Origin of the sequence: Streptomyces sp. NPDC006012 (assembly GCF_042871185.1) — a bacterium.
Taxonomy (GTDB): Bacteria; Actinomycetota; Actinomycetes; order Streptomycetales; family Streptomycetaceae; genus Streptomyces.
This window is the reverse complement of sequence record NZ_JBIAIE010000011.1, coordinates 139761-161392: the sequence shown is the minus strand read 5'-3', so window position 1 is coordinate 161392 and position 21632 is coordinate 139761. Positions and strand designations below refer to the sequence as shown.

The window sequence follows — 21632 nt, the reverse complement described above, 5'->3', positions numbered from 1 at the left end:
AGGAGTCGTTCCACAATGCGGAATCGACGTACCCAGCCTAAGTCTATGCCTTAGCCTTAGCTGGTGCGCTATGACCTGGACGACCTGCGGCTGTTTCTCCACATCGTCACGGAGGGGTCGATCACGGCGGGCGCTCATCGCATGCACCTGAGCCTGCCCTCGGCCAGCGCCAGAGTCCGCTCGCTGGAACACCACGCCGGCGTGGCACTGCTGATCCGCGGCCGACGGGGCGTGCGGCCCACACCGGCGGGGACGACCCTGGCCCGCCACGCTCGCGACGTACTCGCCCAGACCACGCGGCTCGAAAGCGCCGTCGCGAGCTACACCCAGTCCCAAATAGCCCCGCTGACCCTGCTGGCCGGTGGCTCCGCCATGCACCGGCTCGTGCCGCAAGCGCTGATCTCGTTCCTGCGCGCCCACCCGGACGCCGATGTCGCCGTGTCCGAGAGCCGCACCCCACAGACCGTGCGGAAGCTCACCGACGGTGAGGCGGACCTGGGGGTCGTCCTCGATGACGAGGCCGGCGACTGCGGGCTGCGCATGGAGCCCCTCGGCGACGACTCCCTCGTCGTCATCGGCCAAACCGGAGGAATTCTTGCCGGGCGGACCGCGCTGACCTACAGCGAAGTCGCCGAACACCCCCTCGTCGGCCTTGACGCGGACTCCTCGCTGCGCCGCTGGATCGAGAAGCACCTGGGGCCCCATGCCCCGGTGGTGCGCCACCGCACCACCGTCGCCAACCTGAGTGTCCTGGTCTCCCTCGCCGCTGGCGGCGCCGGGCTCGCCGTCGTACCGCGCCGCGCCATCGACCCCGACCAGAGCCTTGACGTGTGCGAGCTGAAGGACCCCTGGGCTCGCCGCCACCACCTACTGGCCTGGGGCGTCAAGGACGGCGCAGTGCCGACGGCCACGGCAGCGCTCGCCGAACATTTGCGCCAGGCGGCCTATGCGGAGCCTTCCCTCCGCAAGGCACACGAAGAACTCGCAGGCCGGCAACCCGTCTACGACGGCTGACCGAACTGGCGGGGCATCTCCGATGCCTTGCCTGATGAAGCCGTGTACCCGCTCGCACTGGGCGCCGGGCACCAGCGGCCCGAGCTTGGTCTTCGCGTCGAGCGGGTCTCCGGGCACGAAGCCCCCTACGGCACTCTTCGCCAGCTTCAGGGCCTCGTCGTGGCGCTGGACGGGGACGAGCATGCGGGTCCAGGCGGTGCAGGTCTGCCCTCCGTTGAGGAACGCGTTGGCCACGCCCGCCTTCACTGCGGTGCCGAGATCGGCGTCGTCGAGGATCACGCCGGCGGACCTGCCGCCGAGTTCGAGCGTGATGCGCTTGATCGACCGTGCTGCGAGCTCGGCGACACGGGCGCCGCCGCGCAGAGAACCGGTGAAGGAGACGACGTCCACTTCCGGGTGGGTCACCAGTGCCTCGCCCACGCCGGGGCCGTAGCCGCTGATCAGGTTCACCACGCCGCGAGGGAAACCAGCCTCGTGAATGGCGTCGAACAGCTGGTAGGCGGCGAGGGGTGCCACTTCACTCGGCTTGACCACCTCGGTGCAGCTGGCGGCGAGCGCGGGCGCGATCTTGCAGGTGATCTGGTGCAGCGGGTAGTTCCATGGCGTGATCGCCGCGACGACACCCGCGGGTTCGGTGAGGATCACCGAGTTGCCGATCCGCTCCTCGGTTTCGTCTTCCTGCAGCAGGTCGATGCAGCTGGCGATGCCGGTCAGGGGGAGCGCGGCCTGAATCCGGGTGGCGATGCGCATCGGCGTGCCGACGGCGGTGGCGATCGTTTCGGCGATCTCCGCCGAGCGTTTGGCGAGGCCGTCGTGGAGCTGGCCCAGGTTCCGCCCGCTCGGCGCGGGTTGCCCTCCTGACCCGATCCTCGTCTGTCATCTCGTAGAAAGACGCGGGTCCTTGTTTTTCACAGTGGGTTCGACGTTCCCCGAAGCGTTCGCGGTCGAGCGCGTCGGACTCAGTCGGCTAGGGCCGTCCGTCGAGGAACCGTCGCAGGCCAGTCCGTACGCCGTCGGTGGGGACGGTGGCGGCAAAGCACGCCGCCTCGACCGCCAGGCCCTCGTCGATCGGCAGGTTGATGCCGCGGGTGACCGCGCGCAGGCAGGCAGCTACGGCCGTCGGTGCGTGCCGGACGATCCGTCCGGCCAGGTCCTTCGCGGCGTCCAGGAGCTCGTCGGCCGGTACGACGGTGTTGACGAGACCCAGCTCGGCGGCTCGGGCGGCCGGGACCGGGTCACCGGTCAGGATCAGCTCCAGGCCGCGCTTGCGGCCGACGTGCCGCGGCAGGCGCTGGGAGCCGCCGAAGGGTGGCGGAAAGCCGAGGGAGATCTCGGGCTTGGCGAAGGTCGCATGCTCGGCGGCGATCGCGAGCGGGGCGGCCTCGGTGATCTCGCAGCCACCGCCGTAGGCGAGGCCGTTGACCGCGACGATCACCGGCTTGCGGAACTCCTCGATCCGCCGGGTCAGCGTGTGGCCCCGGCGCACGATCTCGCGTAGCGCACGTTCGGGCCCGCCGGCGATGCTGGCCGCCAGTGCAGGGATGTCCGCGCCCGCGCTGAAGGCCCTGTGCCCGGCGCCGGTCAGGATGACCGCCCGGATGCTGTCGTCGGAGTCGACGAGGTCGAGCTGTGCGAGCAGCGCGTCGATCGTCGGATAGTCCAGGGCGTTGAGCTTCTGCTCCCGGTCGATGGTCATCACTACGACCTGGTCGTCCCACTCGATGCGCACGGTCATGCCGGGTCCCTCCGTTTCGCCTGGGTTCGGACCCATCGAGGCTACGAGCCGTAATCCAGGACGATCCATTAATTGTCCTGGATACAATGGAGTTCTTCACCGGTATCCCTCCGCGACGGACAGCAGGTGCCGCATGCGGCCGTCCTCCTACAAGGCCGTCGTCCACGAGTTCGCCGCAGCCATCCGCTCCGGCGCGATCCCGGCCGGCACCCGGCTCCCGACACACCGCACTCTCGCGCGCGATCGGCGGATCGCGCTGGCCACGGCCACCCGCGTCTATGCCGAACTCGCAGCCCTGGGCCTGGTTGTGGGAGAGCCGGGCCGGGGCACGTTCGTCCGGGTGCGCTCCGGCTACGACGGGCTCGAACCGTCACGCGCTCTGCCGGTGCCGAGGGTGGCGGACCTGTCGTTCAACCAGCCCCTGGCCCCCGGGCAGGGCGACCAGCTGCGGCAGGCCCTGCGCACGATGGCGGCGGCGGGAGACGTCGAGGCGCTGCTGCGCCAGCAGCCGCCCGGCGGACACCGCCACGACCGGGCGGTCGTGGCCACCTACCTGCTGGCGCGGGGAATCGACACGGTGCCGTACAACGTCCTGCTGACGAGCGGAACCCAGCAGGCGCTCGACATCGTGCTGCGCACGCTCACCCGGCCCGGTGACGTCCTCGCCGTCGACGCGCTCAGCTACCCGGGCATCAAGCTCCTCGCCTCGGCACACCACCTCGAACTCGCCCCTGTCCCTGTCACGGCCACGGGACCGAACCTCGACGTACTCGATCAGATGTGTCGCACCCGGCCCGTCCGCGCGATCTATACGATCCCCACCGTGCACAACCCGCTCGGCTGGGTGCTCGACCAGGAGCAACGCGAACGGCTGGCCGCCCTCGCCCGCTGACACAACTGCCTGATCATCGAGGACGGCACCTACGCCTTCCTCGAACCCTCGCCGCCACCACCGCTGCAAGCGCTCGCGCCCGAACACACCTGTTACGTCGCCGGCCTGTCCAAGAACGTGGCACCCGGCCTGCGCTTCGGCTTCGCCGTCCTGCCCGACCGCCATCTGAAGGCAGCCACGAGCAGCCTTCGTGCCGCGGCCTGGGGAATGCCGGGAGTCGTCACCGCACTCGCCACCAGCTGGATCTCCGACGGAACGCTCACCCACCTGGAGAAAGACCGCCGCGAGGACGCAGCCGCCCGGCAGGACATCGCCCGCGCCGCGCTCGCCGGCCTGGACATCACGGCGCACCCGGTCTCCTACATCGTGTGGCTCGCTCTGGAACCCCATCAGCGCCCCGATCACGTCGCTGCCGTGCTCGCGGAGCAGGGGATCCTCGTGTCCACCGCGGACGCCTTCGCCACCGGACCCCACCGTCTCCGAGCACTCCGCCTGGCACTGGCAACACCACCCCGCGACGAGCTCGGGGCCGCATTGCGCAGCCTGAAGGACACGCTCGACGCAATCCCCCCATGACATGGTCCCGGTGCCGTACCCCGGGGCTGACTACGCCTTTCTGACCCAACATGCTGGACTCGACAGGGAACAGACCCGGTCGGTGTACAGCTTGGTGCTGAGCTGTCCGCCACAGCCGCCCGAGCAGCAGTCCGCGCCAGAACGTGTCCTGCTCGTGACGACGGCGGAAGACGTCCAGCTCGATCGCCTCCAGCGGCAGCATCAGCGGCTCCTCCGAGTCCGCCCCGCCCAGGACCGCCGTCTGAATCTGCCGCCTGTCACCAGGCACGAAACCCCCGCCCTTCGTCCCAACTCATGCTGTCATCCGTGCCATTGGCTTCACAGACGTTCGGCCGGGACACCTGGCAACTGGCCGCGGACTCCGACGGCGGCCTGTTCGCGGACGCCGCGTAGGTCGAATCCTGGCGGTCGGCCGCCGCGGAGCGAATCTTGTGGGCCATCCCGTTGATGACCTGCCGGTCCTCCACGCGAGGCCGCCCCGTCGCGGCCGGGGTATCAGCGCAGCTAGTAACTCCCGCTCCTGGTCCATGAGTTCTTGGCCACATCAAGCCGGTCATGAAGCGCCCCCGTTCCTGGAGCTCCCCCGGTACCTGCGCAGCCTCTACCCGGCCGAAGTCCGCATCGCGAGCGTCTGTGGCACCTTCTTGCCGCACCTGACCACGAAGAAGTGCCGGCGGGTCGGCACCCGGGCCGGGCGAACAACGTCGAGATCGCCTACACCCCGACCAACAGCTCCTGGCTCAACCGCATCGAAGCCCAGTTCACCGCCCTGCGCTACTCCACGCTGGACGGCACCGACCACCCCAGCCACAAAGAGCAGGGCAGCATGATCCGCCGCTACCTCATCTGGCGGAACAAGCACACCGCCGATATTCGCTTGCGCACCCTCGTCACTCGGGTCAACGTCTCGTGACACCTGACGAAGGCAGAGAAAATGACCACGCAGACCCACCCCGTCGACCACGAACTCATCCAGGCCGCGGCGCACGTTGCTCGCACTCGCTGCCGGGGCGACAACCACACCATGGCAGCCGCGGCCCGCGCCCAGGACGGCCGGATCGTCACCGCCGTGAACGCCTACCACTTCACGGGTGGTCCCTGCGCCGAGCTGATCCTCATCGGCGCGGCAGCCGCCCAGGGCGCCTACGAGCTCAACACGATCGTCGCAGTGGGTGACCGCGACCGAGGAGTTGTTCCCCCATGCGGCCGGTGTCGCCAGGTCCTCCTCGACTACTTCCCGACCCTCAAGGTCATCGTCGGCGAAGGTGACCGCATTCGAACCGTCCTCATCACCGACCTGCTGCCCGAAAGCTACGTCTGGGCCGACCACCAACTCGACGCTGGGTGAACCGCTCCACCCAGCACGGTCTGGCACCGCCGGCCGACAACGGGGCGAATGTTGCCTGATGCGGCATTAGGGTCCGTCTTCAAAGTGATCTTGTCCAGAGCAGGAACGACGTCAGGCAGACCGCTGCTTCGTATGAGGTGGCGGTCTTGTCGTACCCGGTTGCGATGCCGCGGAAGTGCTTGAGGGCATTGAAGCAGCGTTCGACGGTGTTGCGTCGGCGGTAAGTCTCCCGGTCGAAGCCTGGCGGCCGGCCGCCGCGGTGGCCACGGTTGCGGCGGTGTCGGCGTGGGTCGTCCTTCTCCGGAATGGTGTGCGCGTTCCCGCATTTACGCAGGCAGGCGCGGAATCCGCGTGAGCTGTAGGCCATCCCGGAACCGGGTATCAGTGGAGCGGGCAATTCCCACTTTTCATCGGTCAGTTCATGTCGAGGCACGAAAGCATGAACGCACTGACAAGATCACTTTGAAGACGGACCCTAGAACCACAGACCAGACCAGACCAGACCAGGCCAACACCAGTCCAGTATTCCACAGCGGATTTGTCAAACCAACGTCTACGGACACGTTGCGGCACCACTCGCCGAGCCCGCGGACACCTCAGCACCGCCCGGATCTGAAGCCCCGACAGCGACCCCAGAAACTGACACGTATCTACGCTGAATCAACACATGTCGCTGCTGGCGAGATTTGGGGTGCACAGCTCCGCACTGCACACGGTCGGCCGCCGCATTCAGGGGTGTCTAGACTGATGAGACCCGCGTGCTCGCCATCGATAACTCATCCGGTCTTTGGATTAACATCCGGTGCAACGTCAGATCATCCTCTTCCCATCCCACATGTTGAGAGCAGGTGTGCGTTGAGTACATGGCCCACTTCCGATCCTGACAGCCTGGTGATCGCCATCAGTGGCGGGACGGGTCTGGAGGCCAGCCCACACCTGCTCGGCGAAGTAGCCCGAGGCGGTGGCCTAGGTGTCATCGACCTCACAACGGGTGATCCTCACATCTGCCGCGTCCTCCGTCAGAGCAGCCGACGCACACGTGGCAGGCTCGGCGTGCGAATAGCCGGCGGCTGCGCCCTCTCACCGGACGATGTCGAACGGGTTCTCGGCCGCAAGCCCGCACTGGTATTGCTGACCGCGGACTCGCCATGGTCCTTGGCCGAAGCAGCTGCGGACTACCGGGTGCTGGTCGAGGTGGCTGATGCGGACGCGGCCCGTGCAGCGGTACGAGCGGGCGCGGCCGGGCTCATCGCCCGGGGCATGGAGTCGGGCGGCCGCGTGAGTGAACTGAGCACATTCGTGCTCCTGCAGCAACTGCTCGCGGACGAGATGGTTTCCGTGCCGGTGTGGGCGGCGGGCGGCATAGGGCCGCGGACCGCGGTTGCTTCAGTGCTCGGCGGGGCTGCCGGAGTCGTCCTGGACAGCCAGCTACTGCTCCAGCCGGAGTCCGTCATCGATGACGAACTGCGCGCTCTGGTGGGGCGTATGGACGGCAGCGAAGTCGTTGCCGACGGCGGGTCGCGAGGTCTGAGGCAGGGGCAGGAACTGCTGCCGATCGGCCAGGACGGCTGGCTCGCCGCCGCGTTCGCGCGTCGTTGGCCGGGCACCTCGGCCGCGGTCCGGGGCATACGCACGGCAGTGCAGGACTCTGCGGCGTCGAAGACGAGCGGGCAGATATTCGGTGCGGCTTCACCACTGGCGCAGACCCTCGGTACGGCGCTGCCCGTGGCCCAGGGGCCGATGACGCGGGTCAGCGATGAAGCCGGCCTGGCCGCTGCCGTTGCCGAGCAGGGCGGTCTGCCCTTCATCGCGCTTTCGCTGGCCGGCCCCGAGCAGGCGCGGCGGATGCTGACCGAGACAGCCGCGGCACTGGGCGATCGCCCGTGGGGCGCCGGGCTCCTCGGCTTCGCCCCGGAGGAACTGCGCGAGGCACAGACCCAGTTGCTGCTGGAGATCAGGCCGACTTGCGCGATCATCGCCGGAGGCCGTCCCGCGCTGGCGAAGGATCTCGAAGAAGCGGGCATCAGCACCTTCCTGCACGTGCCCTCGCCGACCCTGCTGCGCCAATACCTCGCTTCCGGGACGCGTAAGTTCGTCTTCGAAGGGGCCGAGTGCGGTGGCCATATCGGCTCCCGTACGAGCTTTTCGCTGTGGGAGGCACAGCTCCAGGTCATCGAGGAGTTCCTCGACGACAACCCCGGCGTGCGGGCATCGGAACTCCAGGTGTTCTTCGCCGGGGGCATCCACGACGAACGCTCGGCCGCCATGGTCGGGGCGATGGCGGCACCGCTTGCCGATCGCGGCATGCAGGCGGGTCTGGTGATGGGTACCGCCTACCTGTTCACCGACGAGGCGGTCTCCTGCGGTGCTGTCCAACCGCTTTTCCGCAAGCGGGCCGTCGAGGCCACCCGTACGAGCCTGCTGGAGACCGCACCGGGTCTGGTCACCCGATGTCTTCCGTCTCCCTTCGTCGATGACTTCCACGCCCTGCGCGAGAACCTGGAAAAGGCCGGGTCCTCCAACCGGACGCTGTGGGACCAGCTTGAGGTGCTCAACGTCGGCCGGCTTCGTATCGCGAGCAAGGGGTTGCGCCGCGAAGGCAGCGAGCTGGTCTCCGTCGACGAAACGGTCCAGGACACAGAGGGCTTGTTCATGGCGGGACAGGTCGCGGTTCTGCGCGCGGCCGACACCACCATCGCCCGACTGCACACCGAGGTGACGTCCGGGGCCGCGGATTTCCACACCCGCCGGCTGCGGGAGCTACGGGCACAACCGGGGTGGCACAAACCCGAGAAGGCACGGCCCGAACCGATCGATGTCGCCATCATCGGCATGGCCTGCGTCCTGCCCGGTTCCCCGGACCTGGCTTCCTTCTGGCAGACCGTGCTCAGCGGCGCCGACCGGATCACCGACGTACCGGCAGGCCGATGGGATGTCGACCTCTACTACTCACCGACCCTTGAGCAGGGGCAGGCCGGGAAGGTCACTGTCTCGAAGTGGGGCGGCTTCATCGACCCGGTGCCGGTCGACGCCATTGGCTACGGCATCCCGCCCGCCGCGCTGGCCAGCATCGACCCCAACCAGCTCCTGGCCCTGGAGATGGCCAACCGGGCGCTGCGGGACGCCGGGTACGCCCACGACGCTCCCGACGCGGACCACTCCACAACCGGCGTGATCTTCGGGGCGGAGGGCGGCAGCGAGATGGCCAACGCGCAGACGCTGCGGCTGGTCCTGCCCGCCTACTTCGGCGCGGTGCCCGAAGACATGGAGGGCCTGCTGCCGCAGATCACCGAGGATTCGTTCCCGGGGGTGCTGCCCAATGTGATCGCCGGCCGGGTGGCGAGCCGCCTTGATCTGGGCGGCCCCAACTTCACCGTGGACGCCGCCTGTGCCTCCTCGCTGACGGCCCTGGACGTGGCCTGCAAGGAGCTGATCGCCGGCCACAGCGACCTGATGGTCTGTGGTGGGGCGGACCTGCACAACAACGTCAACGACTATCTGATGTTCACCTCCGCGCACGCCTTGTCGCCGACCGGCCGCAGCCGCACCTTCGACAGCTCCGGCGACGGCATCGCCATCGGCGAGGGCGTAGCCTGCGTCGTCCTCAAGCGCCTCGCCGACGCCGAACGGGACGGCGACCGGGTGTACGCCGTGGTCAAGGGTGTGGGCGGCGGCAGCGACGGGCGTGCTCTGGGACTGACCGCGCCGCGCCCGGAGGGCCAGCGTCGCGCGCTGGACCGTGCCTACGCCATGGCCGGCGTCTCCGCCGACCAGGTCGGTCTCGTCGAGGCCCACGGCACGGGGACGGTCGTCGGGGACCGCACGGAACTGCAGACTCTCACCGGGCTGTTCACCGATGCGGGAGCCAAGCCCGGCGCCACCGTACTCGGATCGGTGAAGTCGCAGATCGGGCACACCAAGTGCACGGCGGGCATGGCAGGTCTGATCAAGACCGCGCTGGCGCTGCACCACGGTGTGAAGCCGCCCACCATCAACCTCCGCCGGCCCAATGCCGCCTGGGACCCCAAGACCAGTCCCTTCTCCTTCCACACGGAGGCGAGCCCGTGGGCCGCGCCGCCGGAGGAACGGATCGCCGGGGTCAGTGCCTTCGGGTTCGGCGGCACGAACTTCCACGTGGTGCTGGGCGCACACGCGGCGTCCGCCGACCCACGCCACTCCCGGCAGCAGTGGCCGGTCGAGCTGTTCTGCTTCCGGGGTACCGATGCCGACGGAGCCCACCGCGCCGTACGGAAGCTGCTTGAGGAGATCGACAAGGGGCGCGTCGGCTCACTGGCCCGGTTGGCGTTCAAGGTCGCCCGGCAGTCGAACCCGCGCAGCGGCCCCGTCCGCGTGGCGGTTGTCGCCGCGGACCTCACCGAGCTTGCGGCTCTGCTGCGCCGGGCCCTCGCCGGGGAGCACGATCCGCAAAGTGGGCTGGTGCAGCCCTCCACCGACACGGCCCAAGAGGGGCCCGGCAAGGTGGCCTTCCTCTTCCCGGGGCAGGGCAGCCAGCGGCCCGGTGCCCTGGCCGAACTCTTCTACACCTTCCCTGAGCTGCGCGAATACCTGGAGTTGGGGCGTGAGTGGGCTGACCTGGCCTTCCCCGCGACCGCCTTCGACGAAAGCACCGCCCAGCTTCAGGTGGAGCGTCTGCGCGACACCCGTGCGGCCCAGCCGGCCCTGGGCATCGGCGGCCTGGCCGCTGACCACCTTCTGCGGCGGCTCGGCGTGCGGCCCGACATGGCAGCGGGACACAGCTACGGTGAGCTGGTCGCTCTGTGCACGGCCGGCGCCTTCGATCCGGCCACGCTGCTGGACCTGAGCCGTGAGCGGGCCGACGCCATCCTTGCCGCCGCGGGCGCCGACCCCGGGACGATGGCAGCCGTCACCGGCAGCACCGCACGCATCGGCGACGTGCTCGAAGGAGCGGGACTGTCGGGACAGGTGGTGCTGGCGAACCACAACACGCCGACTCAGGTCGTCATCTCCGGTCCGAGTCAGGCGGTCGGCGACGCCGTGAAGGCCCTGGCAGCCGCCGGTCTGCAGGCCCGCCCGCTCTCCGTCGCCTGCGCCTTCCACAGTCCCGTGGTCGCCGGGGCGTCCGAGACCCTGGCCGCGAGACTCGCCGAGCAGACCGTGTCGGCGCCGTCCCTCACGGTGTGGTCCAACCGCACCGCGCAGCCGTATCCCGCCGACGCCGACGGCGTACGGACCGAGTTGGCCGCGCAGGTCGCCGCACCGGTCCGATTCGTCGAACAGATCGAGGCCATGTACGCGGCCGGCACCCGCGTGTTCGTGGAAGCCGGCCCGGGGCAGGTCCTCACCGGTCTGGTCCGCACCGTCCTGGGCGAGCGTCCCCATCTGGCGGTGGCCTGCGACGCCCGCCCCGGCGGTGGTCCGGGCACGGGACTGCGGGCACTGCTCACCGCCGTCGCGGAACTCGCCTGTGCCGGCGTACCGGTGCGTACCAACTGGCTCTTCGAAGGCCGCGGCATCGACCCGGCGGCTTCCGGTGTTTCCGCCCGTCCGCTGTGGATGGTCGACGGCCAGCTGATCCGGGACCAGCACGGCGAACTGCTGCCCGGCGGCATGGCTCCCGCCCGACGTATCAAGGAGAATGTGATGGCCCCTGTCGACGACCAGGCTCCGGGAGCGCAGGCCCGGGATCCCAGGGCCGAGCTGATCACCGAGTTCCTCCGCTCCGGCCGGGACATGATGGCCACACAGCGGGATGTCATGCTCGCCTTCCTCGCAGGTGGCGAGCCCGGTGTGCGATGGGTCCCGCAGCCCGTCCAGGACAGCCCGGCCCGGCTTGCGGCACCCGCGCAGCCGATCGCTCCGCCCCTCGGCGTGACGGATTCCTCCGGCTTCACCGCGCCGCCGGCGGCCATCGTCCTCCCCTCACCGCAGGCCCCGGCTCCGCTGTCGGCTGAACCGGTACAACTGCCCACCCCGGTGCAGGCGCCCGTGGAGACGGCGGTTGCGCCGGCCGCTGCGGATGTGTCGGCTGTCGTCCTGTCCGTCATCAGCGAACGCACGGGTTATCCGGAGGAGCTGATCGAGCCTGACCTGGACCTTGAGGCGGACCTCAGCATCGACTCGATCAAGCGCGCGGAGGTGGTCGGTGAGGTGGCCTCCCGCCTGGGTCTGTCGACCAGCGACGAATCGCGGATGGAGGAGTTGGTCCGGTCCAGGACGGTGAGCCTGATGGTGACCGCGCTGGAGGAACGCACCACTGCGGCGAAGGAGCCATCGCTCCCTTTTGAGCAGGCGCCGCATGGCGCCGAACCGGTGCCCGTCGTCAGCCCGGCAGACGCCCGACCGGCCCTGTCCCCCGGCCGCCCGCCGCGGCGTCTGACGGTCACGAACGTCGCAGCCGCTCTGCCGACCGGGTCGGCCCCCGCGTTGGCGAACGCCCGGATCTTGCTCACCGGCGCACCGGACATCGCGGACGCGCTCACTGCGCGGCTGGCCGCGCACGGCGCGACCACCGTGTCCCTGCGAGAGGAACGCCCGCAGGTGGACGGTCTGGTGCTGCTCGATCCGCTCGCCCCGGCCGCGGAGGGACTGCTGCCGGACAAGGTGGGCCTTCTCCAGTCCGTGCTGGCGGGCGAGCCTCGATGGCTGCTCGCCGTCGGCCGGTCCGGCAGCTCCCGGTCGGACGGGCTGCCCGGCCTGTTCCGCACGCTTGCGGTGGAGTACCCCGCCACTACGGTGCGGTACGTCGAGGTGGAGTCCGGCGCGTCCACCGAGGAGATCCTCGGCCGCATCGTCGACGAGCTGGGAGCGGACGGCAGCGATGCGGTGATCCGTTACACCAGTGAGGGTCGGCAGAGCGAGCAGGTCTGCCCGGCAGTGCTGGGTCGTCTGGCCGTCAGCGGCGCCGGAGCCGCCGGTGACGGCACCGCCGAGGCCCGTGCCCTCGGTCTCGGCGAGGACTCCGTCGTAGTCCTTCTCGGTGGTGCCCGGGGCATCACCGCACGGTTCGCTCTCACACTCGCCGCCGCTGCCCGCTGCCGTGTGGAGCTGGTCGGCAGAACGCCGTCGCCGGCCGGGGCCGAAGACGCGGATCTGGCCGCGGCCGCCGACCTGCCTGCCCTGCGCGCGGCCCTCACCCGCCGGGGCATGCGTTCCCTGCCTGACATCGAGGCGACCGCTCGTGGTGTTCTCGCCGGGCGGGAGGTCGCTTCCACCGTCGCCGAACTCGTCGAACTCGGCACGCGGGTGCGCTACCACGCCCTCGACGTGAGGGACACGGAGGCAGTCAAGCTCCTGCTCAAGGACATCCACGGTGAATACGGCCGCATCGACGGACTGGTCTACGGAGCCGGGATCATCGAGGACAGGCTGTTCGCCGAGAAGACCGCCGAGTCCTTCGCGCGGGTGTACGGCACCAAGGTTGACGGTGCCGGTGCCGCTCTCGACGGACTCGACCAGACGGGTGCGTCGCCCTCGTTCGTCGTCCTCTTCGGCAGCATCGCGGCGGTCTACGGCAGCCGTGGGCAGTCCGACTACGCCGCGGCGAACGATGCCCTCGAATCGATGGGGGCCCGCTGGGCCTCGGCCAGTGGCCACCGCTGCCTCACCGTGCACTGGGGGCCGTGGGCGCCGTCCGGACGTCACGACGGAATGGTCACCCCCGAGCTCGTGGACGAGTACGCACGGCGCGGCATCGACCTGATCGATCCGGTCGACGGCGCTGCCGGTCTGCTGCGTGAGCTGGCGTGGGCCGACACGGCTGCCACCGCGGTCGTCTACACCGCTTAGGAGGCGGTCATCATGGAACGGATCGCCATCGTCGGCATGGCGGCGCTCATGCCGGGCGCTGCCACGCTGGACGCCTACTGGAGAAACCTCGTCGACGGGGTGGACGCCATCACCGACGTGCCGGAGGGACGCTGGGATCCGGAGTTCCGCGCCGTCGGCCGGTCTCATGCGTCCGACCGGATCTACTGCCGCCGAGGCGGGTTCATCGACGACCTGGCAACGTTCGAGCCCTTGCGCTACGGCATCATGCCCAACTCGGTCGCCGACATGGAACCGGACCAACTGATCTCCCTGGAGGTCGCCGCGGCGGCGGTCGAGGACGCCGGCGGGGCCGAGCGCATGCCGGACGCCGACCGGATCGGTGTGATCCTCGGCCGGGGCGGCACCTTGAGCTCGGCGCAGGCCCGGTTCAGCCACCGGATCCGGGTACCGACGCAGATCGTCAAGTCGCTGCGCGAGCTGTTCCCGGAGCTCAGCGACGACCGGCTGGAACAGGTACAGCGCCGCCTCGACGAGGAGATGGGGCCCCAGCAGGCCGACGGCGTGCTGGGGGTGACTCCCAATCTCGCCGCGTCCCGGATCGCCAACCGGCTGAATCTGCGCGGCCCCGCCTACACGATCGACGCCGCCTGCGCATCGTCGCTGATCGCGGTCGAGCATGCGGTCAGCCAGCTGGCCGGCGGGCAGTTGGACGCCGTGCTGACCGGCGGCACACACCACACCCACGACGTCACCTTCTGGTCGGCGTTCAGCCAGTTGGGCGCGGTGTCGCGGCAGGGGCAGATCCGACCGTTCGACGCGGCGGCGGACGGCCTGCTGATCGGTGAGGGGACCGGTGTCGTCGTACTCAAGCGGCTGGCCGACGCGGTCCGCGACGGCGACCGCGTGTACGCGGTCATCCGCGGGACGGGCACGTCCAGCGACGGCAGGTCGGCGAGCATGTTCAATCCGGTCACCGACGGCCAGGTGGTCGCCTTGCGCCGGGCCTGGCAGGCGGCCGGTCTCGACCCCCGCGCCGCGGACGCCGTCGGCCTGCTGGAGGCCCACGGCACTGCCACCCCCACCGGCGACGCCTCCGAGCTGAGGGCCGTCGCCGAGGTGTTCGGTGGGGACGACCGTGGCTCCCGTGCAGTCATCGGCTCGGTCAAGTCGATGATCGGCCACACCATGCCGGCCGCCGGTGTCGCCGGACTGATCAAGGCGGCGTTGGCGGTGCATCACGGAGTGCAGTTGCCCACCCTGCACTGCGACCGGCCCCGCGACGAGCTGGAGCAGACCCGGTTCACCCCCCTCACCGCCGCCCGCCCCTGGGAAGGCACAGGACCCCGCCGGGCCGCCGTGAACGCTTTCGGCTTCGGAGGCATCAACGCCCACGTGATCATCGAGGAACACGTGGCACCCGCACGGCACACGGCCACACGTGTCTCCCCCGTGGGGACCCAGCCGTTGTCCGTCTTGGAACCCGACGAGCTGCTGTGGCTGTCCGCGGCCGATCCGACGGCTCTGGCCGCCGTGCTGGACGGGGACGACCACTCCGTACGCCGCCTCTCACGGGATCGGTCGCCGGCCACGGGCAGCACCCCCGAGGGTCCTTGCAGGATCGGTGTCGTCAACCCCACGGACAAGCGCCTCTCCGCAGCCCGCCGCCTCGTCGAGCGGGGCGACGCCTGGCGAGGCGGCCGTGACATCTGGTTCGCACCCCGCCCCCTGCTCGGTCCGGGCGGTGGCAGACTCGCGTTCGTCTTTCCCGGCATCGAGGCGGACTTCTCGCCCCGCACAGCCGACATCGCCGCCCATTTCGGCCTGCGCGACCGCCCGTGGTCGGCCTCCGATCTCGGACAACACGGTGCCGGGCTGACGGAAGTCGGCAGCCTGCTCAGTGACGCGTTGCGGCGAACAGGCATCGTCCCCGATGCGGTCGCCGGACACAGCATCGGCGAATGGACCGCGGCGATCGTCAGCGGCCAGATGAACAGAGCAGACATCGACGAATTCCTGCGCCTGTTCGACGCCGGTTCGGTCGAGGTCACCGGCCGCGTCTTCGCCGCGGTCAGCACGGGAGCGGACGCCGTCAGTTCAGTGCTCGGCAGGTACCCGGACGTGGTCATCACCCACGACAACGCACCCAACCAGTGCGTCGTCAACGGCCCCGAGCAGCAGGTCGAGGCACTGATCACGGAACTGCGGACCCGTCACGTCATCTGCCAGACACTGCCGTTCCGAGCGGCCTTCCACACGCCGGGATTCTCCGACGGCCTCCGCTCCATCAGCGAAGCCCTGCCGCACCGGCAGGTCCGGCAGCCCACGCTCCCGGTCTGGTCCGCCACACTCGCCGCACCGTTCCCGACCGACCCCGACGAGGTCAACACCCTCTTCGCCCGGCACATGGTGGAGCCGGTCCGCTTCCGCCCCATGATCAACGCCATGTACGAGGCCGGCATCCGAGCCTTCCTCCAGGTCGGAGTGGGACAGCTGCCCGCGCTCATCCAGGACAACCTGCAGGGCCGAGAACACCTGGCGATGCCGGTCAACGTCCCGCGGCGCAGTGGCCTGGAGCAGTTGCGCAGGGTGGCCACCGCACTGTGGGTCGACGGCGCCGACCCCGATCCCCGGGTCCTGTCCGAGACACCCGCGTCCGCCCCTGCCGTCACCCGAAGGCCGGCCATGCCCGGACCGCACCGCGGACCGGTACTCCGGCTGAACCTGGCCACTCCCCTGGCGACGCTGGGCGAGAACGCGGCCGAGCTGCTCAACGAAGCCGCTGCGACGAATGCGCCGGCGGTCGTCGAGGCAAGCCGGCCGGCCACGCCCGCCCCGAACGTGCGCGCACCCATACCTGCCGCTGCCCCGAACGTGCGCGCACCCATGCCTGCCGCCGCCCCGCCCGCCCGCGCACCCGAGCCGACCGGCGCGGAGAACGCACTCAGTGTGCTGCGGAACCTGGCAGGCGATTCGAGCGCCGCTGCCGAACTCATGGGCCTGCTCGAACAAACGGCACAGGATGCGGCCGTCGTCATGAAAGCCGGCTCCCGGCCACCGGCACGCTCCGCGGCCAACGTTGCGACGGCCCCGTCCGCACCTCGCGCTCGGCAGGCCGCGCCGTCGGCCGCCTCGGCGTCGCCGGCACAGCTGAACGACCAAGCCGTGCGGACGACACTGAAGGTGTCGCTGGACACCATGCCGTACCTGATCGACCACTGCTTCTTCCTGCAGCCTGACGACTGGCCGCATCCGGAGGACCGGTGGCCGGTGATGGCAGCGACGACCGTGGTGCACCACATGGTCGAGGCGGTGCGCCGCGTCGCGCCCGGCCTCCGTCCGGTCGAGGTACGGCAAGCGAGATTCCACCGCTGGCTCCTCGCCGCCCCCGCCACCGAGGTCGAGGTGACCGTCAAGCCGGTGGCACCCGGTCAGTGGTCCGTCACGTTCGGCGGCCACGCCGGCGCTACCGTCGTCATGGCGGCCGGCTTCCCCTCCGATCGCCCCACGCCGTGGGCAAAGGAGACGACCGAGGTCCAGCCGCCCGCGATCACCGCCGAACAGCTCTACCGGGACCGGCTGCTGTTCCACGGCCCCCAGTTCCAGGGCATCACCGATATCCAGGCCATCGGCGACACGTTCGTGCGCGGGCTGATCACCGCACCGGAAGCGCCCGGCGCCCTGCTGGACAATCTCGCGCAGCTTCTGGCGGCCTGGCTCAACACCATGCACCCGGACCGCCCGGTGGTCCTGCCCGTCGCCATGAACGGGATCCGCTTCTTCGGTCCCGCCCCCGAGCCCGGCACCGAGGTGACCGGCCTGGCCCGCATCAAGAAGCTCGACAACGGGCAACTGGTCGCGGATCTGCAGATGCTGCACGGTGGCCGTGTCTGGGCCCAGATCGACGACATAACGGAACGCAGGTTCGACAGCGGTCCGGACAACCGGCTCGCCGAACAGTTCCCCGGACGCCACCCGATGACGATCGTCCAGCCGGAGGGCTGGACCATGGCATTCGACTGGTGGACCGATCCCGTGGCTCGTGACATGGCGGCCTTCAGCCTGATCGGCCGACAGGCAGCGACGGAGTACGAGCGGATGCTGCCGAAGGCCAGGCGGCAATGGCTGCTCGGCCGCATCGCCGCCAAGGACGCCGTGCGCCACCGGCTGTGGGAGGAGAACAGCGGCGACGTCTACCCGATCGAGGTGGGCATCGGAAACGACGAGACCGGCCGTCCCTGCTTCCGACCACGCCCCGACGCCGCGTTCGTCGACTGCGACCTCTCACTCGCCCACTGCGCGGAGATCGGAGTGGCCGTCGCCCAGCAGTACGACGCCGACGCCGACCGCACCGCGCCAGGAGTGGGCATAGACGTCGTCGAAGTGACCGCGCGCGAGGAGAGCACCCTCCAGTACGCCCTGACGCCCGATGAACTGACCCTGCTCGACACGGTCGCAGGCGGCGAGCGGAACCTGTGGTTCGCCCGGTTCTGGGCGGCCAAGGAGGCAGTCGGCAAAGCCGAGCGCACCGGACTGGACGGCAATCCGCGTCGGTTCGTCGTACAGGCACACGATGCCGTCGGCCTCCGGGTCACGACCGGCACACGTACGTACCGAGTGGGCCTGCGTGAGGTGGCCAACCCACCCGGGCTGCCCGCACGCCAGTACGTCGTCGCCTGGACCTGGGGCCCGGTCGACTGACAGCCCCACAACACCCCCCTTTCCCTCACCTTGCACAGGAGCCTGATGATGCCCACCCCGACTTGGGACACCGTGTTCGCCGACGTCACGGACATGCTGAGGTCTGCCATGGGCGACTTCGACAACGAACTCGTCATCACGCCGGAGAGCACCTTCCGCGACGACATAGGGATGGAAAGCATCGACATCGTCGCCCTCGCCGGGCGGCTTCAAGCCGCTTATGGCAACGCGGTGAACTTCGCACTCTTCATCGCCGGCGACGAAGCGGCGATCGCCACGGAACTCCGGGTCGGACGACTCGTCACCTACATAGTGGACTCCTTGAAGACATCGGACAGCGGCAGCGGCACGTCGGGCGTGACGACCACCACAGCATGAATGAGATACGTGCCAACGGGATCTCCACACACGTCGCCGAGATCACCCCGGAAGGCGGCCGGTCCCGGACCGTCGGGACAGCGGTTCTCATTCACGGCGTGGCGCCGGACAACATGGCGAGTTGGTACCTGACACTCGCCTACCCGCTCGCCCAAGCGGGCCTGCGCGTACTGCTCTACGACCTGCGCGGCCACGGACGCAGCCAGCGTCCGGCCCGCGGCTACCGCTTCTCGGATTTCCTCGACGACATCGATGCGTTGATGCAGCAGTGGACAGTCACCGAGCCGGTCTTCCTGATAGGGAACTCGCTCGGTGGCGCCCTGGCCTTCGGCTACGCCGCCAGGCATCCGAAACGCGTGGCCGGCATCGTCGCCATCGAGGCCGAGGCACCCACCGAGGGGTACTTCGCCCGCTTGTCATGGCTGGTCGACAGCTTGGCGCTGGTCACGGACAACGGACGGCAGGCCGTGCGGGGCCCGTCGGAGATCCTGCACGCGCCCCAGGTACTGGCCCTGTTCGCCGAGACCTCCATCCGCGAGGAACTCCCGGCCGGCCCTCCGCCGGACCTGTCCCCCCTCACCACTGTCGACCGTCCGGTCCTCTGCCTGTACGCAAGGGAGTCACCGCTGCGTCGGCGTGCTCCTGAGATCCGGCGCCTGCTGCCGCAGTCCCGTACCGTGGTGTTCGCCGACCACAAACACACCCTTCTCATGGACAACCACCATGAGGTCCGTGACCACGTCCTTGCCTGGCTCTCACCACACATCGGCAGTCCATCCGTCGACGCGGGTATCTCTCGCGCGGCGCACGGGAGCACCACATGACACCACAGATGCAGGCCGTCCGGCTCACCCTGAAAACGCGCGAACTACGCCTGGAGACCGTGCCCGTACCGGAACCCGGCCCCCAAGAAGTACGGGTCCGGGTCGCCGCCGCGGGCGTCTGCCTCTCCGACGTCCACCTTGTCGACGGCACGCTGTCACCCGCCCGCCGGACCGACGGCGCGGTCACACTGGGACACGAAGTGGCGGGCACGGTCGACGCCACCGGACCGGGAGTCCGCGGCTGGCGTCCGGGCACGCGCGTGGTCATGCTGCCGGGACAACTCCGCCGTGACGGCGCGGTCGTCACACGTGGCGTGGACTTCGACGGCGGGTGGGCGCAGTTCGTCCTCGCTCGGCGAGACACCTTGGTACGCATTCCGGACTCATTGCCGTTCGAACAGGCGGCTGTCATTCCCGATGCCGTTTCCACTCCGTGGGCGGCGATCACCAGCACGGCACGCGTACAGCACGCCGAAGCCGTCGGGGTATGGGGTGTCGGGGGACTTGGGGCCCATGCCGTCCAACTGCTGCGGATGTCACAGGTGAGCCTGCTCGTCGCCGTTGATCCACGGCCGTCCGCACGGGAGCGCGCCCTGTCCCTGGGAGCCGACGCCGCTCTCGCACCGGACGACCCGGCACTGCCGGAGCTGGTGTCCCGTGCCACGCAGGGACGCGGCCTCAACGTCGCGTTCGACTTCGCCGGGGTGCCGACTGCCCGCGACCAGGCGATGGAACTGCTCGGCTGGTCGGGGAGACTCGTGGTGGCCGGAATGTGGGACGGCCCGGTGACCATCGCCTCCGGCGTCCGCTTCGGTTACCTGCGTCAGGCCGTCCTCGGACACTACGGTTCCGAGATGGTGCACCTCGAACAGTTGGTGCGCATGGCCGGCGACGGCGCCTTGGACCTCACGCACTCGGTCGGCGAGACCTTCGGCCTGGCCGATGCCGCAGAGGCGATCGCACGAGTGCGAGACGGGGGCCAGAACCACGCCCGTCTGGTACTTCGCCCCTGACCCCGTTCCCGCTCCCCCTCCAGACCGCCTCCGCAGAAGAGCAAGGACCGTGCCATGCGCGTGTTGTGCACCGTCAACGCCACTCCGTCCCACGCCCGCAGCCTCATTCCCCTGGCCAGAGCTCTGGTCAACGCCGGGCACGACGTACGAGTCGTCACTTCACCAGCAATGGCCCATACGTTCGACCAAGAGCGGTTCACCCTCGACACCGTCATGCCGGACGCCCAGGACTGGATGGGGCTGCTCCACGCGGCGGACGCCGCGGCTGAGGCTCGCGGCCAGGTCGTACATCGCACCGCACCCGATCCCACCGGCCTCATCAACAAGATCTTCGGTGCGAAGGGCTGGCGCGGGCTGTTCAAACGAACCCTTGACATCGCCCGCGTCTACCGTCCCGACCTCGTACTGCGTGACGACCTCGACTGCGTGGGCTACATCGTCGCCGAATCCCTCGGAATACCGCATCTCGCCATGACCGGCGGCCCGACCATACTGCTCGACCCCGACCGCCTCGCGGACCCGTTGGAAGCACACGGCCCGAAATTCGGACTCGGCACATCCGGGCACGGCCTCTACGGATTCGGACGGGTGGACTACGTTCCCGCGCCGTACTCCTTCACCGAGCACGAGTGGCCGCGTGTGCTGAGGTTCCGGCAGCCCGTACTGACCAGGCCCGGCGAGACACTGCCGTCATGGATCGCCGCGCTGCCCGCCGGGCGCCCCTTGGTGTTCGCTGCGGTCGGAACGGGCCTGCCCATGCAGGCAGCCATCCAGAGAGACGGCGTGCCCCTGCCGACCACGATCGATCCGCGCGGATGGATCCGTCTGGTTCTGGACGCCCTCTCGCGGATCGACTGCGTCGCTGTCGTGGCAACCGGCGGCATGGACGTCCACGACCTGCCACGGGCCGCCCACGTGCACCTCACCGACTTCGTACCTCAGCCGCTGATTCTGGAAATTGCCGACCTGTTTCTGACGCACGGTGGCTACAACAGCATCCGGGAGGCGCTCCGCTCAGGCGTTCCCATGGTGCTCCATCCGCAGGGCGCGGACATGCCGCACAATGCCGCCCGCGTCAGCGAGCTGGGCCTCGGGGTCGCGGTGACGGATCCGGACGTCGAGGACCTTGTGAAGGCCTGCACCACAGTGCTCACCAACGGAGCCTTCCGCGACCGTGCCCGTACCGCCCGCAAGCACGTTCTGACACTGCCCGGAGTGGACACCGCTCCGCCATTGCTCGAACGCATGGTCCGAACGGGCGGCGAACCGTACCACGACTGAACCAGGCCATTGCCGTCGTCAATTCGGTCCCCGCGGACAGGGCGGCACGGCTGCGTGCGGCCCTCGTTCGCTCAGCGTGACGCTGCTCAGATCTGCGTGATGCTGCGTCGATTGTTGGCCGGCT

Annotated in this window: 10 protein-coding genes and 3 pseudogenes; 10 read left to right on the top strand and 3 right to left on the bottom strand. The window is 69.5% G+C overall.

Annotated features, from left to right (window positions below; genetic code table 11):
- Positions 1-63: 63 nt before the first annotated feature.
- Positions 64-1014 (top strand): LysR family transcriptional regulator, encoded by a 951-nt coding sequence (locus ACFYPJ_RS20770; RefSeq protein WP_389019009.1) that lies wholly within the window; start codon positions 64-66, stop codon positions 1012-1014.
- An 81-nt stretch (positions 1015-1095) separates the two neighbouring features.
- Here the strand turns inward: ACFYPJ_RS20770 and ACFYPJ_RS20765 are convergent.
- Both ACFYPJ_RS20765 and ACFYPJ_RS20760 read right to left on the bottom strand, forming a co-directional pair.
- Positions 1096-1788 (bottom strand): annotated as a pseudogene (locus ACFYPJ_RS20765) (aldehyde dehydrogenase family protein); the annotation flags it as partial.
- A gap of 193 nt (positions 1789-1981) precedes the next feature.
- Positions 1982-2749, bottom strand: coding sequence for a crotonase/enoyl-CoA hydratase family protein (locus ACFYPJ_RS20760; RefSeq protein WP_389019007.1), 768 nt, complete (start codon positions 2747-2749; stop codon positions 1982-1984).
- Between ACFYPJ_RS20760 and ACFYPJ_RS20755 the strand changes: the two are divergent.
- From ACFYPJ_RS20755 to ACFYPJ_RS20745, 3 genes and pseudogenes are all read left to right on the top strand, one after another.
- Positions 2703-4217, top strand: a pseudogene (locus ACFYPJ_RS20755) (PLP-dependent aminotransferase family protein). The gene ACFYPJ_RS20760 and the pseudogene ACFYPJ_RS20755 overlap by 47 nt on opposite strands.
- Before the next feature lie 537 nt (positions 4218-4754).
- A pseudogene (locus tag ACFYPJ_RS20750) lies at positions 4755-5130 on the top strand (hypothetical protein); the annotation flags it as partial.
- Between the two features lie 21 nt (positions 5131-5151).
- Positions 5152-5565: a cytidine deaminase family protein gene (locus tag ACFYPJ_RS20745; RefSeq protein ID WP_389019005.1), complete on the top strand. Its 414-nt coding sequence runs from the start codon at positions 5152-5154 to the stop codon at positions 5563-5565.
- Positions 5566-5644: 79 nt separating this feature from the next.
- Here the strand turns inward: ACFYPJ_RS20745 and ACFYPJ_RS20740 are convergent, their stop codons facing one another.
- Positions 5645-5932, bottom strand: coding sequence for a hypothetical protein (locus tag ACFYPJ_RS20740; RefSeq protein ID WP_389019003.1), 288 nt, complete (start codon positions 5930-5932; stop codon positions 5645-5647).
- A 524-nt stretch (positions 5933-6456) separates the two neighbouring features.
- Here ACFYPJ_RS20740 and ACFYPJ_RS20735 point away from each other — a divergent pair.
- From ACFYPJ_RS20735 to ACFYPJ_RS20710, 6 genes are read left to right on the top strand one after another with little or no spacing between them, the layout of a single operon-like run.
- Positions 6457-13332, top strand: coding sequence for an SDR family NAD(P)-dependent oxidoreductase (locus tag ACFYPJ_RS20735; protein WP_389019000.1), 6876 nt, complete (start codon positions 6457-6459; stop codon positions 13330-13332).
- A gap of 12 nt (positions 13333-13344) precedes the next feature.
- Positions 13345-18012, top strand: coding sequence for a beta-ketoacyl synthase N-terminal-like domain-containing protein (locus ACFYPJ_RS20730; RefSeq protein ID WP_389018998.1), 4668 nt, complete (start codon positions 13345-13347; stop codon positions 18010-18012).
- Positions 18013-18060: 48 nt separating this feature from the next.
- Positions 18061-18390: a phosphopantetheine-binding protein gene (locus ACFYPJ_RS20725; protein ID WP_389018995.1), complete on the top strand. Its 330-nt coding sequence runs from the start codon at positions 18061-18063 to the stop codon at positions 18388-18390.
- On the top strand, positions 18387-19214 hold the full coding sequence (locus tag ACFYPJ_RS20720) for an alpha/beta fold hydrolase (protein WP_389018992.1): 828 nt from the start codon (positions 18387-18389) through the stop codon (positions 19212-19214). Before ACFYPJ_RS20725 ends, ACFYPJ_RS20720 begins: the two co-directional genes overlap by 4 nt.
- On the top strand, positions 19211-20227 hold the full coding sequence (locus ACFYPJ_RS20715; protein ID WP_389018990.1) for an alcohol dehydrogenase catalytic domain-containing protein: 1017 nt from the start codon (positions 19211-19213) through the stop codon (positions 20225-20227). Before ACFYPJ_RS20720 ends, ACFYPJ_RS20715 begins: the two co-directional genes overlap by 4 nt.
- A gap of 54 nt (positions 20228-20281) precedes the next feature.
- Positions 20282-21508 carry a glycosyltransferase gene (locus tag ACFYPJ_RS20710; protein WP_389018988.1) on the top strand — a complete coding sequence of 409 codons (1227 nt, stop codon included), beginning with the start codon at positions 20282-20284 and terminating at the stop codon, positions 21506-21508.
- Positions 21509-21632 lie beyond the last annotated feature (124 nt).